Source organism: Polyangiaceae bacterium, from assembly GCA_015075635.1.
Lineage (GTDB): Bacteria > Myxococcota_A > Polyangia > Polyangiales > Polyangiaceae > JADJKB01.
In genome coordinates this window covers 494,981-514,601 of the sequence record JABTUA010000002.1, presented here as the reverse complement: position 1 = coordinate 514,601, position 19,621 = coordinate 494,981, and the positions used below count along the sequence as shown (strand labels likewise).

The following is a 19,621-nucleotide window of genomic DNA, read 5'->3' as shown; positions in this document are numbered from 1 at the left end:
CGGCGGTCATGGCCGGCGGCGAGGGATGGTGTATCTCTCGGCCATGCTCCCGCGCAGGACCGTGCTGACCCTCTCCGCGCTCTCCGCGCTCTCCGCAGCGTGCGAGGCCATCGGCCTGAAGGCCACCGTCGTCACCACCAAGACCCAGAACGGCAAGACGACCACCCGGGTTCGCGAGGCCAAGAACTGGGAGGAGTTCGAACAGGCCATGGGTGAGGTCGCGACGGACTTCAGCGACTTCGCCAAGCAAGTCGGGGCGACCACGGTCGAGCTGGCGAAGAAGCTGGTGGACGTTCCGCCGCAGGGGCAGGTCCAGCTCGGGCAGCTCTCCTCGTCGCTGAAGCCCTACGAGGGCGACGTGCGCTACGACTACCTGAAGGTCGCGCGCATGAATCCGAACGCGGAGTACGACTTCAAGTACGTGCAGATCGGCATGGCGGAGTACGACAACTTCTTCCGCGCCTCTGCCGAGATGTACGCCACGGCCTACCAGCTGATGGAGACCGGCCGCCACGTGCACCTGGCGAAGTCCAAGGTGAAGGGTGAGGACGCGCCGGAGGACGTGGAGAAGGGCGATCGCAAGATCAAGAAGAGCGAGGTGAACGCCGCGCTCTCGGAGCTCGAGTCGGCCGCGGGCGAGGGCACCGAGAAGCTGAAGACGCTGTGGCTGACGACCGCCGAGCTCGGCGCGAAGCTGGCGGGGAAAGCCGCCGAGACGGCGTCAGCCGGCGCCGCCCTGGTCGCCAGCGCGCCGGCGCAGATCCTGAACCCGAAGCTCGTGCTTCACCTCAAGCTCATCATCAAGGGGCTCGATCAGAGCGTGAGCATGGTGAAGGACACGGGGAAGATCTTGGGGGAGATCGTCGGGTAGGTCTTCAGGGCAGACAGCACACCGTGGATTCGCCCGTCGTCGCCACCGCCCCGCTGAGCGCCGAGGTCGAGGGCGGGCAGGTGCCGCTGGGCGCAGGGGTGTAGGTGCCGTATTGGGTGGTGGCGATGTTGGTCGAGGGGACCCCGCAACCGGAGACGGTGGAGTAGGCGATGGGGAGCCCGCTGCAGGCCGACGCGAAGGTCACGCTGCCCTTGCAGGTCGAGCTGGCAGTCCCGCAGCTGCACGCCGAGCAGGTGCGGCCGTCCGTGAAACCTTCGTAGACCAAGAGCTTCTTCGTGTAGCCGGTGGTGGGGCAGGCGACGTCGCCAGGGCTGTAGATGCACGTCTCGTAGGGCGCGAAGGTCTTCGGCATGCAGGTCTCGCCGGCGCCGCAGGCGCCCGCGGCGGGCGTGGCGCCGGAGCAGGTACGCGTGTTCTCCGCCCAGGTCGGCGTTGGAAGGGTGTGGTTCGGCTTCGCGGCACAGGTGCCTGGGCTGGTGGCGTTCGGCACGACCAGCGTCACCTGGCCGCTGGAGTTGAGCGTCGCCTTCACGCACTGGTTCGCCGCCGCGGTCCAGACCTTGGGTTCCGACGAGATCACGGTGAAACAGGAGACCGTGGTCTCCCCGACGTCGTAGATCGACGCCGTGCCATTGCAGCCCTGGATCCCGGTTGCGGGATCGCAGGTGCACTTGCAGCTCGGGGTCCCCGGGTCGAGCCCGGCGTGACCGTCCGCGACCTTCGTCGGGTAGGCGCCCGGGCATGCGGGCGGCGCGCCTTGCCCGCGCCGAAACGCCATCGGCCCGGTCCAGCCCGCGGGAGCATTCGGCAAACAGGCGTTGTTGGCGCTCTCGCAGGTTGCGGCACCCCCGGTGCCCCCCGTCGCGCCGCCGGCTCCGCCCGTGGCGCCGCCAGCTCCACCGGTTGCGCCGCCCGCTCCCGCCGAGCCCCCGGTCGCCGCGCCGCCGCTGCCGGCCGCGCCCCCACCGCCGGTGGCACCGGTTCCGGACGAGCCTCCGGTCGCCCCACCACCCGCGCCCGCCGCGCCGCTACCCGCCGCGCCGCCGGTTCCGCTGCCGAATTTCCGATCTTCGCCGCCACCACAGGCGGTGACCAGTCCCAGGACGAAGGTGGAGGCGAAGAAAGCTCGGCTGCTCATGCGCGGAGACTAGCGGCAATCTTGATCGTGGTCATCGCCCTGGTGTCCCGAGGTCACCCTCCGGCCCTTGCGCGATTGAGCGGGTTCGTTCCCAGCGGATCCCAGCGACGTCAGGAAATCGCAGCGGTTTCTGGCTGGCAGGGGTCTTGCGTTGGGGGAGGGTATGTGGCGCTGGCTTTCCCTGATGTTGCTCCTGGTCGGCTGTGCCTCCGGATCCGGCGAGGCCGACGACCCGACCGGCCACGAGCCCGTGACCGGCGCCGGTGGGCTTGGTGATGACGACACCTGGGGCAGCGGTCCAGCGGGGGCCGGGGGCGAAGCCGGCGAGCCGAGCTTCGGCGGCTCGGCCGGAGCGCCCGGCGCGGGCGGCGCCGCGGGCGCGCCTGCGAGTGGTGGCGCCGCCGGTGAGCCGGGCAACGGCGGCGCGGCTGGTGCGGGTGGCGAAGCGGGTGCCCCGCCGGTCGGCGGGGGCAGTAACGACACGAGCTGCCCGTCCGGCAGCGCGCCGACCCCGGTCACGCTGCGCTTCGACGTTGCCACGCTGAACTGTGGCTCGACCGGCATGTGCAGCCCGACGAGCGGCAAGTGCTTCTGCCCGCCGGATTTCGACGCGCTGAACTCGCTGTCGCAGCACCTGATGACGGTGGCGACGGACCAGCACAAGGCCAAGATCTGGGCCGCCGGGAACCAGCAGGCCGTGTACGTGAACGACCTGAACGTGAACGTCGCCGCCGGCGGAGCGGCGCGTGCCAACGCGGTGCTCGCGAAGGCCGCGAACGACTTCCCGTGCGGCGTGCCGAGCTGGTTCGTGGTGAACGAGATCTCGGCGGGCCTCTGGCCCGGCGACGCGAGCTACCGGCAGTTCGTCGTCGATTTCGCGAAGACCCTGGCTGCGAAGGGCAAGAAGGTGATCGTGGCGGCGCCGTTCGCGAACCCGGGGGCGAACGCGGCGTCCTGGACCGAGCTCCAGAAGCACGCCTTCGTCGGCGTGGAGAACTACCTGTCCGGCGCGGAGGTGAACCAGAGCGGCAATTCGGTGGCCTGGTGCCGGGCGAAGTACCAGGCCAGCATCGACGCCTACGCCAAGCTCGGGGTGCCGAAGGCCCGTCTGGTGCTGTTCGAGCACTTCGGCAACACCGGCGCCGGAGTGGCGTGGGGGCGCGGCGGCGTGTCCGTGGCAGGCTGGCACAACGCCATCAAGGCCCGCGCGCAGGCCATCGCGAACCTGGGTTTCCCTGGCTTCGTCAGCTACGGCTGGGGCAACAACGACATGGGCGCGACCAACGCGGAGCGCGTGGCCTTCATGAAGACGTACACGTCGGCGACCGTGCCGTGAGACTCAGCGCAGCGCGCGGCGCACCGTCCGGTCGTTGAAGTTGGTCCAGTAGACGTGGGTTGCGTCGATGGCGACGCCCCGCGGGCGCAGCTGGTTCGTCACCAGGTTCTCGGCGGTGGTGAGCGCCGCGTAGCCCCTGCGGATGGCGCCGCCGGGTGAATACGGGATCGTCCAGTAAGCGCTCGAGCCGTCGGTCGCGAAGCCCTCGGGATGGACCTCGGTGATGCTCACCAGGTTCTGCCCAGCCGTCGTGACCGAGCGAACGCCACCGGAGTCCGGGTTGTTCAGCCAGTGAGTCCAGTACACGCGATTCCCGAACAGTCCGATGTAGACCGGATCGGCCGTGACGGTGCCGGTCACGGAGTCCAGGGTGGTGACCGGGGAGTTGGATTGCTTCAGCGCGCGTGCCAGCGCGCCGTTCCGGGTCGCGGCGTACACGTAGGTGGCGTCCACCGCGATGGCGAAACAGTTGTTCATCGGCGAGCCGGTGGCGATGATCTGGGTGCTGCCCGAGCCGTCCTTCGGCCTACGGGCGACCCCGGAGCCCACGCGGCACCAGTAGATGTCGGTCGCGTCCACGGCGACGGTCTGCATCGGCCCTTGCCCGCTGACCACGGTCTGGAAGGTGCCGCCGCCGATCGGGACCCGACGCGCCATTCCCGCGCTGGTGTCGGCGACGTAGGCGTAGCCTGCGTCGAGCACCAATCCCTCGAGCTGCGTGCCTCCCGTGGCCAGCTGCTCCAGGCACGTGCCTGCTTTGTCGATGCGCCACAGCGTGGTGTCCGTCGTCCAGTACGGTGCGTGGCGTCCACGACCGGGTACTCGGGTTGGGGGTCGTCGGTGACGGCGAGCACCTGCTCGCTGCCGGCGGGCGCGGGCTTCGCGGACGACGGCGTGTGGCAATTCGTCGAGCCACCGCTGCCGCCGCCGGCGCCACCACTGCCAGCGCTGCCGCCGGTGGAGCCGCCTCCTCCGCTCGCGCCGCCGCTGCCGCTCGCGCCGCCGCTGCCGCTCGCGCCGCCGCTGCCGCCGGTGGAGCCGCCGGCCCCGGCGCTGCCTCCGATGATGCCCGCGGAGCCGCCCGCTCCCGCGCCCCCGCCCAACGAGCCGCCGCTGCCGCTCGAGCCGCCGCTCCCCTTGGCGCTGAACTCGTCGCCGCCGCACGAGACGAGAGCGAGCCCTACTGAGAGGACGGTTCCGGAAAGAAGGCGCATGGATTCATGGTCGCCGAGGCCGCCCCTCCCCACAAGTCAATCGAAGCGTCCTGAGCTAGGCTGATGTAGGTGCGCGCTCTCTTCATGACGGCCCTCATGGTCCTCTGCGGGACCGCCGCGGCGTGCTCGCTGCTCATGCCGAGCGACGACGAGCTGCGCGGCGAGGGCGGCGCTCCCAGCAGCGGGGGCAGTGGAGGAACGAGCGGAGTGAGCGGGGGCGGCGGCTTCCCCACTGGGGGAAATTCCGGACAAGGCGGGACGGTCGCGAGCTGCACGACCGGCGCCGACTTCAGCAGTCTGGCGCTCGCCGGCGGCAGATCACCGTCGATCGCCTACCGGTCGGCGAGCAACGACCTCGCGCTCACGCACTTGGAGGTCGGAGACGTCTTCACGCGCACGCTGGGGCTCGACGGCGCGACGAGCGCCGCGACCAAGCTCTCCACCTCGGCGAGCGCGACGGAGCTCTCCGCGAGCTTTGGCACGACGACGAACGCAGTGGGTACGACCTGGTTCGACAGCACGCTCATGTTCGGAGCGCACCCACCGACCGTCGCGAAGCCGGTCTTCGGCACGGACGCCTCGCTGCCCGGCGGCAAGAGCCCGAAGTACGCCGCCATCGCCGGCAGACCCAGCGGCGCCGGCTTCGGCATCGTGTGGAACGGCTACGGTGACAGCGCCAAGCGCCTGTACGCCGTGCTCGTGGACGCGAGCGGAGGGAGCCTCACGGGCGGGGACGGTTACACCCGCATCACCGACGGTGCCGAGTGCGGTGATCGCAACCACCAGGCGCTCGTCGCGACCTCGAGCGGCTTCGCCGTCGCCTGGTCCTGGGCGCCGGCGACCTGCGGATCGGCGCCGACCGGTGACCCGGACATCTATTTCACGACGCTCGACGATCAGCTCTCCGCGCCGGTGTCGACGCTGATCGTGGAGGCGGCGGCGGGGGTCTCCGACTTCCCCGCGCTGGCCTTCAGCGGCACGGACTTCGGCATTGCGTGGCTGGATTCCCGCGACGGCACCAGCGCCGTCTGGTTCGCGCGCGTCGCGGGCTCGGGTGTCGTCCCGGGCTCGCTCGTGCGCGTCTCGAGCGACGTGCCGACCGCGAACCGGCCACCGGCCGTCGCTGCTGGCGCCGGAGGCTACGCCGTCGCCTGGCAGTCCGGCAGCACGCTGCACTTCGAGGCGATCGGCGGCGCCGACGTGGTGCTCGCCGGCGACGCGCTGACTGGCGAGACCCCGAGCCTGGCCTGGGCCGGGGATCGCTGGGCGGTGGCGTGGACGCGCGCGGGAGGCGAGCTCAGGCTGTCGGTCTGTGCGCCGTGATACGCTGAGCTCGTGAGCGAGATCCGCCGAGAGCGTCGCGTGCTCGGGCGCTATCTCCTGGCCGACGCCATCGCCGCGGGGGGAATGGCGACCATCCACCTGGGCCGGCTGCTCGGGCCGGTGGGCTTCGCGCGCACCGTGGCGATCAAGCGACTGCACCCGCAGTTCGCCAAGGACCCCGAGTTCGTCGCCGCGTTTCTGGACGAGGCGCGGCTCGCGGCGCGCATCCATCACCCCAACGTGGCGCAGACTCTGGACGTCGTCGCCACGGACGGCGAGCTCTTCCTGGTGATGGAGTACGTCAGCGGCGAGTCGCTCTCCCAGCTGCTCAAGCGCTTGCGCAAGCGCGACTCGACGATGCCGTCGAGCATCGCCAGCGCCGTCGTGACCAACGCGCTCTACGGCCTGCACGCCGCGCACGAGGCCAAGAGCGAGGACGGCGAGCCGCTCCGCATCGTGCACCGCGACGTCTCACCGCACAACATCCTGGTGGGCGTGGACGGCGCCGCGCGCGTCGTCGACTTCGGCATCGCCAAGGCCGCCAAGCGCAGCAAGGAGACCGAGGTCGGGCGCATCAAGGGCAAGATCGCCTACATGTCGCCGGAGCAGGTCAAGAGCCAGCCGCTCGATCGGCGCTCGGACGTGTTCTCGGCGGGTATCGTGCTGTGGGAGACGCTCACCGGCCGGCGCTTGTTCGAGGACACCGATCCGTTCCTGGTCATGTCCCAGGTGCTCGAAGCGCCGCTCTCACCGCCCAGCCGTCTGGTGCCGGGGATCTCGCCCGAGCTCGACGCGGTCGTGATGCGCGCGCTCGCGCGTGACCGCGAAGCACGCTTCCAGACCGCGCGGGAGATGGCCATCGCCATCGAGCACGCGCTGCCGCCGGCGCTCGGGCGTCAGGTCGGCGATTGGGTCGAGGCCACGGTCGGCGACGAGCTCGAGCGCAGGGGTCAGGCGCTCGAGCGCCTGCAGCGGGAGGAAGGCTCGGAGTCAGGCTCGGTGGCGCCTGCCGAGAGCGAAGCCACCGCCGACTATCAGCACTCGGTGGTGGCGGAGCTCGCGCCGCCCGTGCGGGAGCCGCCGACGGAGGTCACCACGCCGATGCGCGTCGAGCCGGTGCCTGCGCCGAAGCGCGCGACGTTCAACGCCCTGGTCGGCATCGCGGCCGGAGTGGTGCTGTTCACGCTGCTGGTGGTGGCGGCGATCACCACGCGCGGCGGCGACGAAGCGCCCGCGGTGGCCGCTCCGTCGCCGACGGCGCCGAGCGCGCCGCCACCGGTCGAGCCGAACGCGAGCGCGGAGCCCACGGCGGTAGCTCCGCCCCCGAGCATCGAACCCACGCCGCCGAAGCCTGCCCCGAGCTCGAAGCCCGTCGTGCGCCCGTCGAAGCCCCCGAAGATCGACTGCAACCCACCCTACTGGGTCGATGCAGAGGGCATCAAGCACTACAAGAAGGACTGCAAGCTGCGCTGACTCGAGAGCTGTCGAGAATTCGACAGCTCTCTCACTTTTTCATCGGGGAGGCACGCGCCTCCCCGCCCCAACGAAGTGAATTCGTTGGGGCCCCACCCCACGCGACGCGCTTCGCGATACCCGGAGGGGTGGGCCGGCTTCGCCGGCGTTCGACCGGCCAATTCTCGACAGACCTTCAGCGCGGCTTCTTGTGCGTGAGCCCGTACTCGCCGAGCTTCGTGACCAGCGCCCGCCGCGAGATACCGAGCAGCTCGGCGGCGCGGGTCTGATTGCCGCCGGAGGCGGAGAGGGCGCGCTCGATCTGCGCTTTCTCGAACTCGGCCATGGCCTTCTTCAGGTCGAGCTCGCCCGACGGGTGTACGACCGAAGGCTGGGTGATCGAGGCCGGCGCGCCGCTCTCCACCGGGGTCGTCCCGAGCTCCAGCGCGAGGTGCTCGGCGTCGATGGGACCCTGTTCCGAGAGCAGCAGCGCGCGCTCCATCACGTTGCGCAGCTCGCGCACGTTGCCGGGCCAGGAGTGGCCCTCGAGCGCGGCGATCGCACGGGGAGTGAGCTCCTTGCCGGCCCGGCCCAGGTGCGCCGCGGACTCCGCCGCGAAGCGCCTGGCCAGCGGTAGGATCTCCTCGCGTCGCTCCCTGAGCGCCGGGATGTGCACCGGCATGCCGCTCAGCCGGAACAAGAGGTCCTTGCGAAACCCGCCGCGGGCGACGTGATCGCCGAGATCGCGGTTGGTCGCGGCCACGAAGCGCACGTCGATCTTCTTGGGGGTGACCGAGCCCAGGCGGGTGACCTCGCGGCTCTCGAGCACGCGCAGGAGCTTGGCCTGGGTCGGCAGCGGCAGCTCACCGATCTCGTCCAGGAACACGGTGCCCTTGTCCGCGCCCTCGAGCAGCCCGGGCTTCTGCTTGTCCGCGCCGGTGAAGGCGCCGCGCTCGTAGCCGAAGAGCTCGCTCTCCAGGAGGTTCTCCGGCAACGCAGCGCAGTTCAGGCGCACGAACGGCTGCTCTGCGCGCCGAGACAGGCGATGCACCGTCTCGGCGGCGAGCTCCTTGCCCACGCCCGTCTCGCCCAGGAGCAGCACGGTGATGTCGCCCGGGGCGACCAGGGCGAGCACGCGCGCGATGCGCCCCATGGCGCCGGACTCCGGCCAGGGCGAAGCGGGAGCGCGCGAAACGCTCGGCACGAGCTCGTCTCGAGACTGCTCGGTGGACTGCAAGAACAGCGTCGTCGCGCCGATCACCAAGAGGTCGCCGGGTGTCCAGTCCACGGTCGAGCTCGGCGCGAGCCGGGTGCGCCCGACGATGGTGCCGTTGGCGCTGCCGAGATCCTCGATCCGGATGACGTCGCCGACGTGCAGGCGCGCGTGCCGGCGCGACACGCTCGGGTGATCGACGCGCACCTCGCACTCCGGGGCGCGCCCGACGGTGTAGACGCCGCCCGCGGAGAGCTTCTTCGTCACGACGTGGGCGTCCCACAGCGCAACCACGCGCACGCCGCCCTCGGCGGCGCTCACCCACACGTCGGTCTTGGAGACTCCGTCGTCGGTTTGAAAGGCCATCGTGATTCTAGCCAGGCTCGACCTGCGAGCTATCACGCCGCGAGAGGCATGCCGTCGAAGCGTTCCTCCGAGGCTCCTCCGGAGGGCGACCTGCGAGAGAGCCGCGACTCATCCCAGGGGACGAGGAGGCATCCGCCGGTCTCGCCGGCAGTCTCCGTGAGTTTCCGCCACTCATGATGATCGTGATCCGTTCATGGCAAGATTGCCCAGGTCGCGTCTAGAACATCAACCCCCCGCCGACGACGGCGCCCGAGCGGCTCGGCGCCACGCCCACCCACGGCCGCCTCCGGGCGCTCTCCGGCTCGCCCTTGTCGCCGAAGAACAACCAGCCCGCGATGCCGCCGCTGATCAGCGCCACGCCCAAGCTCACGTCCGCCAGCAGGTACTGCCGGTGCAGGGTGTCGATCTCGTCCTCACTGCAGCTGCCCTTGCAGCGCTCGGTGCTGCGCCCTGCGAGCCCGAAGCCCACGAAGCCGGCGGCGCCGACCAGCGCGACGCCACCCAGCACGTAGGCCAGCGCCGGCGGGCCGCTCGTGCTCGGGGCCGCGGGCGCGTCCGGTGCCTGCTCCGGCGCCGAGAACGCGGCGATCACCGGCACCGCCACGTCCCCGCTCCGCAGGGTCACCGTCTTCTCGACGCGCTTGCCGTCGCTCGAGAAGACCAGCAGGTGGCGCCCCGGATCGAGCTCGATGGGCTCGGCGGCCACCTCGACGCGCACGCCGTCGATCTCGAGGCTGAAGCCCCCGAGCTCGTTGCCCTTCTCGTCTTCGAGCTTCACGCGCACGCTGGGGATGGCCGTACCGAGCTCGGCCAGCGCGTCCGTACAGTCCTTCCGCAGCATGGACGGGCAGCTCGGGTCGGCGCAGGCCCGAAACTCGCCGCGAGCCTGGAGCAGCTTGCCGGATTTGCGCGTGCGCTGCGCGCGCTCGAAGTCCTCGATGCACTGAGTCTGCCGATCGGCGTGCGCCGACAGCGGGTACGAGAGCGCGAAGACAGCGAGGGCCAGGCGCGTGAACATCGCCGTCAAGCGTGCGCCACGCGCTTCATGCAGTGGACGCAGCGCGTCGCCTCCGGGTGGATGAGGCCGCCGCAGCTCGGGCAAGGGATCTTCACCGGCTCGGGCTTGGGCGCCGGCGGTGGCTTCAGGCGAATCGGCTCCGCGGGCACCTCGGCCGCGGGCGCCGGCGCGACCGCGGGCGCGCCGGCCGGGGTCTCCGCCGGGACGGGCGCCAAAGCTCGGACCGCGAGCAGGCGGCGTTGCACCTCTGCCTCTTCGAGCCGCTCGTCGATGCGCACCACGAGCGGTACGACGCGCGCCATCGCGCCGTGGAAGGTTCCGGTGGACCAGACCACCACCGCGATCAGCAGCACGCCCAGCGAGATCAGCGAGAAGCCGAGGCGATCGTCCGAGCTGCGTTGATTGAGCGCTGCCACCAGGCCGATCAGCGAGCCAATCACGCCCAGGATGCCGATGCCGCGGGTGAACAGGCTGATGCCGGAGAGGTAGCGCGCCATGCGCAGGCTGTCTTGGCCAGTCGGGTCGAGCGACATCGCCCAATTAATACGCCGACTGGCCGGCGGAGGAAACGGGCGCGGATCGGCCTCCAGTCTCGATCGGTTCTCCGCGAGTCGAACTGGGTCGCCACCACCGGCTGGGAAGTGGTGACCCGGGACGGGGCGGTAGAGAGGAGCCTGGGCCGCACAGGAGCAAGCGCAATCGAGCCGCTACGGGGGCAGGAGCCCGAGGGCAATGATCGACGCGGAGTCTGTCAAAGAGCAGGTCGGCGCGAAGGCCTCGGCACGGGTCACGCGGGCGCCGGCGGGAGCCGGCGGTCACTCGAGTTTCGAGGGGTCTCTGCGGTGGCCTTGACTGTGCAGAGCCAGATGTCGCGCATCAGGTCGCGCCAGGGCCGCCTACGCTGTTCGTCGCTGCGCAAAGTCACCCCGCGCCAGAGCGCGAGCAGCGTGTATGCGATGCGCCGCAGCACCATCACGACGACCGTGGCTCGCGGGTTCTGTTCGATCCACGGATGATGGTCCTCGGCGAAGGCGCCATCGAGAAGCTGATGGGCAGTCTCGACGCCCCAGTGGCGGCGCACGACGAGCAGCCATTGGACCTCGCTGAGTCGAGAGCGCGGCAAGCTGGAAACGAAGTAGCGGTTGTCGCTCGCGACCCGGACGCCCTTGGAATCGAGCGTCTCGACCTCGACGCGGAGCACGGTCCTGAGATGCTCCCAACCTTCCGGCGCGGCAAGGGCTTCACCGAGGTAGATGCGCCGCACGACGGAGCGACCGTGGTGGAGATCCGTGCTGGAGGCGGCGGCCTGGTCAGGCTCCAGGCCACACAGCCAGCGCACGGCCTCGGTGTGGAGGGAGGGTTGGGTGCTCTTGACGGCGAACAGGTAGTGAAGGCCGAGGTCGCGCACCGCCCGAGCGTTCTCTCTGGAGCACGCGCCGGCGTCGTAGGTGACGAGGCGAAACAGGTCGCTGCGCGCGTAGGTCCGCATCAAGGCGCAGAGACAGCGCTGAAACATGCCCATCTCGTTGGTGCTGGCCGGGATCGGGACGACATCGATGACGGGTCGCTCGGTGGAGCTGGTCAGCGTGGCCGTGACGGTCCTGACCAGGCCGAGCAGGCGCGCCTCGGCCGGCGCCGTCTGACGCTGGGCGAAGAAGTCGTCGGCGGCAGGCACACGGGTCGCCTTGCCGTCGAGCGAGACGACGCCGAAGGGTGAGCCGTTGGGCTCGAGCGCCTTGCGGCGCTGGGCGGCGCGAGTCGCAGCGTGCAGGGCCGGGCGGACGTCGTCGGGCTCGAGCGCCGCGAGCGCGTCGCGCAACGTAGTGTCCGGAACACGACGTGCGATTCCGAGCTTCGCGCGCACCGCGGGCGTGAGCTCCGCGGTCAGCTGCTCGACCTCGCGCAGGCTCCTGCTCCCGGCCACCATCCCGAGCAGCGCGCTGGCGAGCAAACTGCCGAGATCCCAGCGACGCCCGCGTGGGTTGCGCGGGTCGCGGACCTCGTCGAGGCGCGCGTCGCCGAAGCGTTTGACGAGCATGCCGATGACTCTGCGTTGAGTGCGACCTGTTCGAGGCACAGATGAGCTCCTTTCCTTCGTCCGCATGCGTGCCCACGGCGCTGCCGCTGACAATGACCACCAAGGGCAATCCGTGCACACCCCATTCGACGTGGGGTGTGCCCGAACCGTCTCACGGTGTGAGAATGGCGAGCGTCGCGCGAAGCATCGGCTCGAGCAGCGGCTCCACCTCGCAGAGGCGCGCTTGCTCGACGGCTCGCCGCGCGTCCGCTCGCTTGAACCCCATCCGAACCAGCGCTCCGAGCACCTTTTCGGACACGCCGCCCTCGGGCGCGGGCGTCGGCGCTGGTGGCGCCGGTGGCGTGCTCTGTCTTCGCCTCGCTCGCGCCTCCGAGATCTCGTTCTGGATGTGGTCCTCACCGAAGACCTGGCGCGCTCGGTGGGCGTTGTGAGGTCTGCAAAGCAAGCAGCAGTTGTCCACCGTCGTGGGCCCGCCCTTCGCGAACGGGTCGATGTGCTCGATGGTCAAGAAGCGCGTCGCCGAACACCGCCGCCCTTCGGCGTCGGTGAAGGTGCACTGGTCGCCGTCCCGCTCCCTGACCGCTCGCTGGACTTCCACCGGAACGTGCCGCGAGCCCGGCTTCGTCTCGCGGCGCTTGCGGGGCTTGCCCGCGCCGGCGCGGCGCTTCGTCTCCCGCTCGATGAGCAGGTCCAGCGCGCGCTCGAGGATCGTCGCGAGGTCGCCGCTGGGCACCGTGTGGCTGAGCAGCGCCCGGGCCTGCTCGAGCTTGTCGCGGAACGCAGCGTGGGCGCTGAATTCCACGCGAACGCTCTCCGGCGAGAGCGGCTCGACGCGAGGGCGAGGCGCCTGGGCCGGCGGGGCCGGGGTACCTGCCCCGGACCATGTGGACAACTGCCCTTGTACCGGCTCGGGCGTGACCGGGGTGATGGTCGGCGGCACGGCCGGCCGCGGGAACCAGCGGGCGAGCAGCTCCTCGAGCTGTCGCTTGGACTTCCCTCGCGCCTCGGCGAGGAGCTGCTCGGCGTTGTCGTCCGTCAGGTGGCCGGAGAGCAGGAACAGCCCCGTCAGGTGGAGCTCGCCGCTGGCGAGGTCATCGAGCACCTGGGGGAACTGCTGGGCCAGGCGGGCCACACGCACACGCTTGGTCGCGCTGTCCTCGGAATAGCCGAGGCGCTCGGTGCAGTAGGCGAAGAGGGAGGAACACGCATCGAAATAGACAGTCCGGCCGAGCCGGAGGAACTCGCTTCCGGTCTGCCGCAGTCGCGGAATCGCTGTCGGTGGTGTGGCGTGGAACGGGAACAACACAGCCTGCGGCGGTCGAGCTCTGCCAGGTGGAAGATGACGTTGGCGCACGCCGACCGCTCCGAGCTCACGGCGGCCGAAAGTCGCTCGCGGAGCTCGTGGTCGGAGACCGAAGAGAGAGCGTTCATGCTTTCTGGCATATCACGCGATTTTTCGAGCTCGCTGCTGACACGCTGAGCGCGTTTCGGGCATCTGAACGCGTCGCGCGTCGTCGCGCGCACGAACGCGCACGAGCGCGTCACCACGCGCGAGCGAGAGGCCCTCACCCGCGTGGTCGTCGAACGCGAACGCGCGTCGCTCGAGAATGCGTCAAGAGAAATCGACGTCTCGATGCTCTTTCCTTCAGGTCACCGTACGCTGAAACGCTGCTCGCACGCCCGCAAACAAACGGGCGTGCACGGGATGCCCTTGGTGGTCTTTGTCAGCGGCAGCGCCGTGGGTCCGGAAGCTGCGCGTCGAGCTCGAGTCCGATGGCGCTCCCTCCAGGCAGCTGCACGCAGTGCCGCACTCGCGGTCATCGAGCTCTGCGTCGTGCGCTCGACCACTGCGCCGACGCCGCCAGCGCTTCACCAACGCCCGGCGCCACCCGAGAGCCACGCCCCGACCTCCAGCGCCGGCCCGTCCTGACCTCGAGTGCGAATTTGCGCCTGCTCGCGCGCCGTACCCGTGACCGTCCTCAACTCTTCGAGAACGCGTCGCTTCTCAACCTCTGTCCGGCCCGACTACTAGGCGTGCTCCGGGGTCTTGCGACCCTTTGGCGACAATACGGGGTGCTCGCGGGGCTCCGGGTCCAACTACCGAACGGGCTCGAACGCACCATAGTCTCGCCGACCTCGGTGCCGACCGACCGCCAAAGCCTACCCGGCGCGGTCCGGTTTCATCCAACGGAGTCCGCGGCCCGCGGATGAAGAACTACCGAGCGGGACTGGATCGGCCTCAGGGCGTGAGGTCCACCAGCTCCACGCCGTACGGCCCCTGGGGCAGGACCAGCGTGTCGCCGATCACCTGGGCCTCGTAGCCGTAGTAGTAGTACTGCTCTTCGAGGGTCGCGACCGTGGCGAAGCTCGGCGCCGCGGCGTTCTTCGCGTCCACGACCCGAACCCTGCGCGGGTAGCCGCTGATGGCGACCGCGCGCGTGCCGTCGGCGATGAGCGTGTCCAGGAAGGAGTACGGCTCGTCTTCCGGCAGCGTCACGCCCGCGAGCTGGATCTTGCCCGCGCCGAAGCCGCTCAGCACCAGGACCTGGGAGGGCTCGGACCCATAGCAGCCGGAGCAGAACGGCTGCGCGCCCACGAAGACGCGGTCGGTGCCGAGCGCGAAGCGGTGGAGCTCGAGGTCGCCCGGCAGCGCCAGACCGTCCAGCACGCTGGCCGTGGCTCCGCCCAGCTGCACCAGCGACAGCGCTCGCTTGTAGCCGGTGCAGGTCCCGCTCTCCCAACTCTCCGGGTCGTACTCGTACTCCGCGAGGTTGCTCCACTTGTCGTAGCAGGCGCTGGGCGGCAGCTGCTCGACCACCTTGGCGTAGGTGACCGTCAGCGCGCGCTTGCCCGAGCTGTCGGTCGCGAGCAACGAGCCGGGCACGTTCGTGCTCGAGAGCTTCGGGGCGCTGGGGTTCGCCAGATCCACGCGATCGACGTAGAAGCGCACCTTGTTGGGGTCGGTCGGCGAAGGCGCCCAGTGACTGAACAGCGCGTCGCCGCCCGCGGCGACCAGGCTGGTCGCGCCGAGCACGCTCGGCACCGGCACGCTGGTGCGCTTCGGGCTCTTGGGATTCGAGAGATCGACCACGTCGAGCGCGATCGAGACCTTCGGGGTCTTGCTCGACGGCAGCCACTCCGACGCGAAGCGCAGGCTGACCAGCGCGCTACCGAGCTGGACCGTGGCCTCGCCGGCGTCCGGGATGATGCCCGAGCCGTAGTAGCCATAGTACGGGCCGTAGGGTGAGCTCGAGTCGAGGGCGGGGATGACCAGCTTGCTCTGTAGGACCGGCACCCCGCTCGACACGTCGAACACCGCGATGCGGCGCTCGTCGTAGCCCGCGACCACGTAGACGTGGCTGCCGTTCGCGTAGAGCTCGATCTTGCCCGGGCCCCAGTAGCCGTACCAACACTTCGACTCCTCCGCGGAGCCCAGCGCCGCCTCCAGATCGACGGCGCTTCCGCCCGGCTCGTCGATGGCCCCCAGCGGGACGACGTCCAGCACCGTGCGCGAGGTGTACCAGTCGGAGCCGACCCGGGCGACCTTGTCGCCGACCGCGATCACCTTCGAGACCACCGTGGCCAGGGCCAGGTTGGCCTTCGCCGCCGGTGCGTCCTGGTTCGAGATGTCGAAGGTCTCGACGGCGACGTCCGAGACCGCGAACAGTCGCGTGTCGTGCAAGAAGGCGCGCCGTGCCGTGCCGCGCGAGGGCGCGGCTCCGCGCTTCACCAGGTCGTCCTTGGTGAAGTTCACGATCTGGATGCCGCTCTGCCAGGTCCCGCAGCCGTAGTAGTCGTTCTTCGAGTACGTCCAGCCGCTGTACGGCACGAAGATCAGGCCCAGCGTGTCGAGGATGGTGAAGGCCTTGTGGATGCGGTCCTGGTCCTCGGCGAAGTCACCCCAGTCCCCGCCGAAGCTCACGCGGTCCATCAACTTGGGCGCCGTCATGTCCGCGACGTCGAACAGCGAGACGTTGAGCGAGCCTTCCTGGTTGCCCTGATCGAAGCCCAGCGCCAGGAGCCGGTCCCCGCGGGGTTCCATGTGGTAGACCCAGCCGGGGATCTCGAGCTCGCCGACCTGCTTGGGCGCGCTCGGCACGCTCAGATCGATGACGAAGAGCGGATCGGTCTGCCGGAACGTGATGGCATAGCCGCGCGTGCCGTCGAAGCGCACGCTGCGCAGGCGCTCCGGCTCCGGCAGCACCATCGGCAGGCTGGCGAGCGGCTTGATCTCCTGCGACGAGACGACCTCGAAGGTCTGCACGATGGGCGGATCGCCGGTGGCCCACCAGCCGGGCTGGCTGATCAGCCGCAAGACGCCGTCCTTCTCATCCATCTGCCAGCGGCTCTCGATGCTGCCGGCGGCGGGCACGCTGGCGCCTTTCACCAGCTTCCCGGTCGGATCCGTGATGTCCACGATCTGGATGGTCGAGCCCTGGGCGCCGGAAGGATCACGCCCGCCGATGAACATGCGGTCCTGGGTGACCATCACGCTGCGCTTGCCCCAGCCGTAGTATCCGGAGGGACCACCGAAGGCGAGCTCGTCCACCTTGGCGACCTTGCTCGGGACCTTCACGTTCAGCGAGACGACGTTGGTGCGCTCGTTCGAAGCACAGTTCCAGCACGAGCCGTTCTCGTATGCGACCACGTAGAGCACGTCGCCCACGATGCGCGAATCGCTGATCTCGCCCGGCAGCAGGAACTCGCCGAGCTTGACGATCTTCTTCGGGTCCTTCACGTCCAGCGCCACCACGGCGCTCGACTGCACCCACTGGGTGCTCGCGCCGGAGCCGACGTAGTGGCCCCACGAGGAATACATGGCGAAGGCGATGCCTTCCTTGACGTACATCTCGAAGGGCTCGCCGCTGAGCTCGTGGCGGCCGAGCAGCTTCAGCTGGTCCTTGACCGACACGTCGACGACGCTGAGGCCGCCGTACTTGGACAGGGCGTACAGCCGGTTGCCCTGGAGCTGGATGATGTCGGCCTCTTCGATGGCTTTCTCGGCGCCACCGGCGCCACCGGCGCCGCCGCCGCCACCGCTGCCGCCCGTGGCGGACGCGCCAGCCGCACCGCCCGCACCGTTCAACCCGCCCGCGCCGCTGCCCGGCGTGCCGAAGCCCGGCACGTCGGAGTCGAAGTAGCCCGCGGCGTCCACCTCTTCGCCGTCGCCGCAACCGAAGAACACCCCAGCGATCAGCGCGCCCAGAAGAAGAAGCCAGCGGGTCTGCATGACGAGCCTCCGGGTGCAGGTCAGCAAGCTCCGTGCCAGCGACTCCGTGCCAGCGTGTGCCAGCTCCGGCGCGAAGCTCGCGTGCGCGGCTCGTTCGCCGCACGCGTTGCGCGATTCAGCCCCGGAGGACGCTCAGCTTGTCGCGGTGCTTGGCCTGCGCGCGGTTGTAGTCGTCCTGGGTCAGGCCGAGGGAGGTCGTGAGCTGCCGGAGCAGCGTGGTCTCGGCGTGGGAGATGTCACCGTCCGCGGCGGCCACGTCCACCAGGACCTCCAGCACCTCCAGCCGGAGCTCCTCGTCGGCCAGCTCGACCATGGTGCGCGCGGAGCGGGGCAGCTCCACGGTGGTGAGGCCGACGATGTCGCGCCGGAGCGCGTCCGCGATGGCGTCCACGCCCATCTCGGTCATGCCGTGCACGCGATGCAGCTCCTCGCGCACGCGGCGCTCCTCGACGTCCGAGTAGTCGCGGTCCGCGTAGGCCACCGCCGCGAGGAGCCCGGCGATGGCGGTGACCACCCGCACGCTCTCTTCGTCCGCTCCGGGCATGTGCGCGCGGATGGCCTTGGCCAGCGGACTCTCGGCCGTCTCGGCGCGAGCTTTGGCGAGCCACTTACCGAACACCCGGGGAATGTACCTCGACGCGGTGCTTCGTGGTACGACGATCGTGCCTTCTGCCATGCACCGCCGAGCGTCACTCTCCCTGCTCGTCGTCGCGCTCTGCGCGGCCGTCTCGGCCGTGGCGTCGGCGGCGCCCGGGGACGCCGCCGCGAAGAAGAAGATCGATCGAGCCATCAACGAGCACTACGTCGTCACCAAGTTCGACAACGCCGAGGCGCTCCTGCTCGACGCCATCCGCGCCTGCGGCGGGCAGTGCAGCGCGTCCACCATAGCCAAGGCGTGGATGTACGTGGGCGTCGTGCGCGGCAGCGGCAAGAACAACCAGAAGGGGGCGAACGAGGCGTTCCTGAACGCGCTGGGCGCAGATCCGAAGATCGCGCTCGACGACGCCATCGCCACGCCGGAGACCAAGAAGACCTTCGCTGCGGCGCGCCGCGCCAAGGGCAGCAGCGGCGCGGACGTCCCGGTCGGCGGCGACGAGGGCGAGACCAGCGGCGGACCGCTCGCGTGTCTGCCGAAGGTCAGCGAGGTGCAGCTGCGGCACCCGATCCCGGTGTCGTGCAGCGCCGCTGGCGCGAAGCGGCTGGAGCTCCGGTACAAGGCCGGCAGCGGCGGCTGGAAGAGCCTGAAGATGAAGAAGCGCGGCGACGCCTTCCAGACCACCATCCCCTGCGAGGCGGTGCAGAAGAAGGGCACGCTCCGCTTCTACGTGCGCGCCTGGGACGAGAACGGCGATCCGGCCGGCAGCTATGGCAAGAAGGCCGACCCCAACAAGGTGAGCCTCGTACGCGACAGCGACGAGGAGCCGCCGGCCTTCCCCGGCAAAGACCCGCCGCGACGCTGCCCGCGCGCCTCGGCCGAGTCGGAGGAGGAGGAGGCGCCGAGCTGTGAATCCACCGACGACTGCGACATGGGCCTGTCGTGCGTGGAGGGCAGCTGCCGGAGCAAGAAGGCGCCGGCGCGCCCCGGCAAGAACAGCTGGATCGGCCTGCACTTCGCCTACGATCTGGCCCTGGCTGGCGGCACCGCCGTGTGCTCGCGGGACAGCCAGCTGAACAACGGCTACGCCTGCTTCTACAAGGACACCGAGGACCAGTACCGCTTCGAGCCGCAGCCCCGCTACGCCAACGACATCTCCACGGGCCTGGCGCCGGCGACCGCCCGCGTGCTGGTGTCGTTCGACCAGATGGTCGGCTCGGGCTTCAGCGTCGGGGTGCGCGCCGGCTACGCCTTCGGCGGCGGCCCGCCCTCGGGCAAGGACCGGGACGTGAAGTTCCTGCCGTTCCACGCCGAGGGACGCCTCTCGTATTGGATCGGTGGCGGCACCGGGACCATCCGCCCTTACGTCGGCGTCGGCGGCGGAGCCGCCCAGGTGGACGCCAAGCTGCCGGTGACGGTGGGCGACTGCGCGGGGGTCCCGGGCGGCGCGCCGAGCCAACCCGGCGCCAGCTTCGCTCAGGACGCCGCCTACTACGACTCCTGCAAGAAGCGGCAGGTCGCCGCGGCTCCGCTCGAGCTCGACGTGTACAAGAAGCTCGGCAAGGGCTTCGTCGGCGTACACGGCGGCGCGGTGTTCGCGGTGACGCCGGACAGCGGCGTCAAGGTCGAGCTCGGCGTGATGCAGACCATGCCGACCTCTGGCCAGGTCATCGAGCCGTCCCTCGGCTACGTCGTCGGCTTCTGAGCTCCCCGGCGCGCAGATCTGCGCAATCGCGCGGGCGACGGCTCGCGCCACCCTCGCGGATCGCGAAAGCGCGCAGGTTTCCGCTTGGCCCAGTGCTTGCT

The 19,621-nt window shown here is 70.2% G+C and carries 14 protein-coding genes; 5 read left to right on the top strand and 9 right to left on the bottom strand.

Features of this window, described 5'->3' with window-relative positions:
* Nucleotides 1-43 precede the first annotated feature (43 nt).
* Nucleotides 44-871 carry a hypothetical protein gene (locus HS104_18560; protein ID MBE7481967.1) on the top strand — a complete coding sequence of 276 codons (828 nt, stop codon included), beginning with the start codon at nucleotides 44-46 and terminating at the stop codon, nucleotides 869-871.
* Between the two features lie 4 nt (nucleotides 872-875).
* Here HS104_18560 and HS104_18555 read toward each other — a convergent pair whose 3' ends face one another.
* Nucleotides 876-2,030 carry a hypothetical protein gene (locus HS104_18555; GenBank protein MBE7481966.1) on the bottom strand — a complete coding sequence of 385 codons (1,155 nt, stop codon included), beginning with the start codon at nucleotides 2,028-2,030 and terminating at the stop codon, nucleotides 876-878.
* Between the two features lie 184 nt (nucleotides 2,031-2,214).
* Here HS104_18555 and HS104_18550 point away from each other — a divergent pair, with 184 nt between their 5' ends.
* Nucleotides 2,215-3,366 carry a hypothetical protein gene (locus HS104_18550; protein MBE7481965.1) on the top strand — a complete coding sequence of 384 codons (1,152 nt, stop codon included), beginning with the start codon at nucleotides 2,215-2,217 and terminating at the stop codon, nucleotides 3,364-3,366.
* A 3-nt stretch (nucleotides 3,367-3,369) separates the two neighbouring features.
* Here HS104_18550 and HS104_18545 read toward each other — a convergent pair whose 3' ends face one another.
* Nucleotides 3,370-4,068 (bottom strand): hypothetical protein, encoded by a 699-nt coding sequence (locus HS104_18545; GenBank protein ID MBE7481964.1) that lies wholly within the window; start codon nucleotides 4,066-4,068, stop codon nucleotides 3,370-3,372.
* Between the two features lie 581 nt (nucleotides 4,069-4,649).
* Here HS104_18545 and HS104_18540 point away from each other — a divergent pair.
* Both HS104_18540 and HS104_18535 read left to right on the top strand, forming a co-directional pair.
* Entirely contained in the window at nucleotides 4,650-5,903 is a 1,254-nt protein-coding gene (locus HS104_18540) for a hypothetical protein (GenBank protein ID MBE7481963.1), read from the top strand.
* Nucleotides 5,904-5,915: 12 nt separating this feature from the next.
* Nucleotides 5,916-7,376: a serine/threonine protein kinase gene (locus HS104_18535; GenBank protein MBE7481962.1), complete on the top strand. Its 1,461-nt coding sequence runs from the start codon at nucleotides 5,916-5,918 to the stop codon at nucleotides 7,374-7,376.
* A gap of 175 nt (nucleotides 7,377-7,551) precedes the next feature.
* Here the strand turns inward: HS104_18535 and HS104_18530 are convergent, their stop codons facing one another.
* From HS104_18530 to HS104_18500, 7 genes are all read right to left on the bottom strand, one after another.
* A complete protein-coding gene (locus tag HS104_18530; GenBank protein ID MBE7481961.1) occupies nucleotides 7,552-8,934 on the bottom strand; it encodes a sigma 54-interacting transcriptional regulator in 1,383 nt (460 codons plus the stop codon).
* A gap of 217 nt (nucleotides 8,935-9,151) precedes the next feature.
* The gene (locus tag HS104_18525; GenBank protein MBE7481960.1) at nucleotides 9,152-9,952 is read right to left on the bottom strand and encodes a hypothetical protein; all 801 of its coding nucleotides are present in this window, start codon (nucleotides 9,950-9,952) and stop codon (nucleotides 9,152-9,154) included.
* Nucleotides 9,953-9,957: 5 nt separating this feature from the next.
* Nucleotides 9,958-10,485, bottom strand: a complete 528-nt coding sequence (locus HS104_18520; GenBank protein MBE7481959.1) for a hypothetical protein — start codon at nucleotides 10,483-10,485, stop codon at nucleotides 9,958-9,960.
* A gap of 254 nt (nucleotides 10,486-10,739) precedes the next feature.
* Complete coding sequence (locus HS104_18515; protein ID MBE7481958.1) at nucleotides 10,740-11,990, bottom strand: ISAs1 family transposase; 1,251 nt, start codon at nucleotides 11,988-11,990, stop codon at nucleotides 10,740-10,742.
* A 151-nt stretch (nucleotides 11,991-12,141) separates the two neighbouring features.
* Nucleotides 12,142-13,293 carry an HNH endonuclease gene (locus HS104_18510; GenBank protein MBE7481957.1) on the bottom strand — a complete coding sequence of 384 codons (1,152 nt, stop codon included), beginning with the start codon at nucleotides 13,291-13,293 and terminating at the stop codon, nucleotides 12,142-12,144.
* 936 nt (nucleotides 13,294-14,229) lie between these two features.
* Nucleotides 14,230-17,220 (bottom strand): beta-propeller domain-containing protein, encoded by a 2,991-nt coding sequence (locus tag HS104_18505; GenBank protein MBE7481956.1) that lies wholly within the window; start codon nucleotides 17,218-17,220, stop codon nucleotides 14,230-14,232.
* Between the two features lie 115 nt (nucleotides 17,221-17,335).
* Nucleotides 17,336-17,839 carry a TerB family tellurite resistance protein gene (locus tag HS104_18500; GenBank protein MBE7481955.1) on the bottom strand — a complete coding sequence of 168 codons (504 nt, stop codon included), beginning with the start codon at nucleotides 17,837-17,839 and terminating at the stop codon, nucleotides 17,336-17,338.
* 55 nt (nucleotides 17,840-17,894) lie between these two features.
* On the opposite strand from HS104_18500, the gene HS104_18495 reads away from it, so the two are divergent.
* Nucleotides 17,895-19,520 (top strand): hypothetical protein, encoded by a 1,626-nt coding sequence (locus HS104_18495; GenBank protein ID MBE7481954.1) that lies wholly within the window; start codon nucleotides 17,895-17,897, stop codon nucleotides 19,518-19,520.
* Nucleotides 19,521-19,621: the final 101 nt, after the last annotated feature.

Bases quoted from the DNA above. Each gene is read 5' to 3' on its own strand.
- HS104_18530 (MBE7481961.1), bottom strand. From the start codon at position 8,934: ATGGCCTTTCAAACCGACGACGGAGTCTCCAAGACCGACGTGTGGGTG.
- HS104_18525 (MBE7481960.1), bottom strand. From the start codon at position 9,952: ATGTTCACGCGCCTGGCCCTCGCTGTCTTCGCGCTCTCGTACCCGCTG.
- HS104_18555 (MBE7481966.1), bottom strand. From the start codon at position 2,030: ATGAGCAGCCGAGCTTTCTTCGCCTCCACCTTCGTCCTGGGACTGGTC.
- HS104_18520 (MBE7481959.1), bottom strand. From the start codon at position 10,485: ATGTCGCTCGACCCGACTGGCCAAGACAGCCTGCGCATGGCGCGCTAC.
- HS104_18560 (MBE7481967.1), top strand. From the start codon at position 44: ATGCTCCCGCGCAGGACCGTGCTGACCCTCTCCGCGCTCTCCGCGCTC.
- HS104_18515 (MBE7481958.1), bottom strand. From the start codon at position 11,990: ATGCTCGTCAAACGCTTCGGCGACGCGCGCCTCGACGAGGTCCGCGAC.
- HS104_18505 (MBE7481956.1), bottom strand. From the start codon at position 17,220: ATGCAGACCCGCTGGCTTCTTCTTCTGGGCGCGCTGATCGCTGGGGTG.
- HS104_18495 (MBE7481954.1), top strand. From the start codon at position 17,895: ATGCACCGCCGAGCGTCACTCTCCCTGCTCGTCGTCGCGCTCTGCGCG.
- HS104_18550 (MBE7481965.1), top strand. From the start codon at position 2,215: ATGTTGCTCCTGGTCGGCTGTGCCTCCGGATCCGGCGAGGCCGACGAC.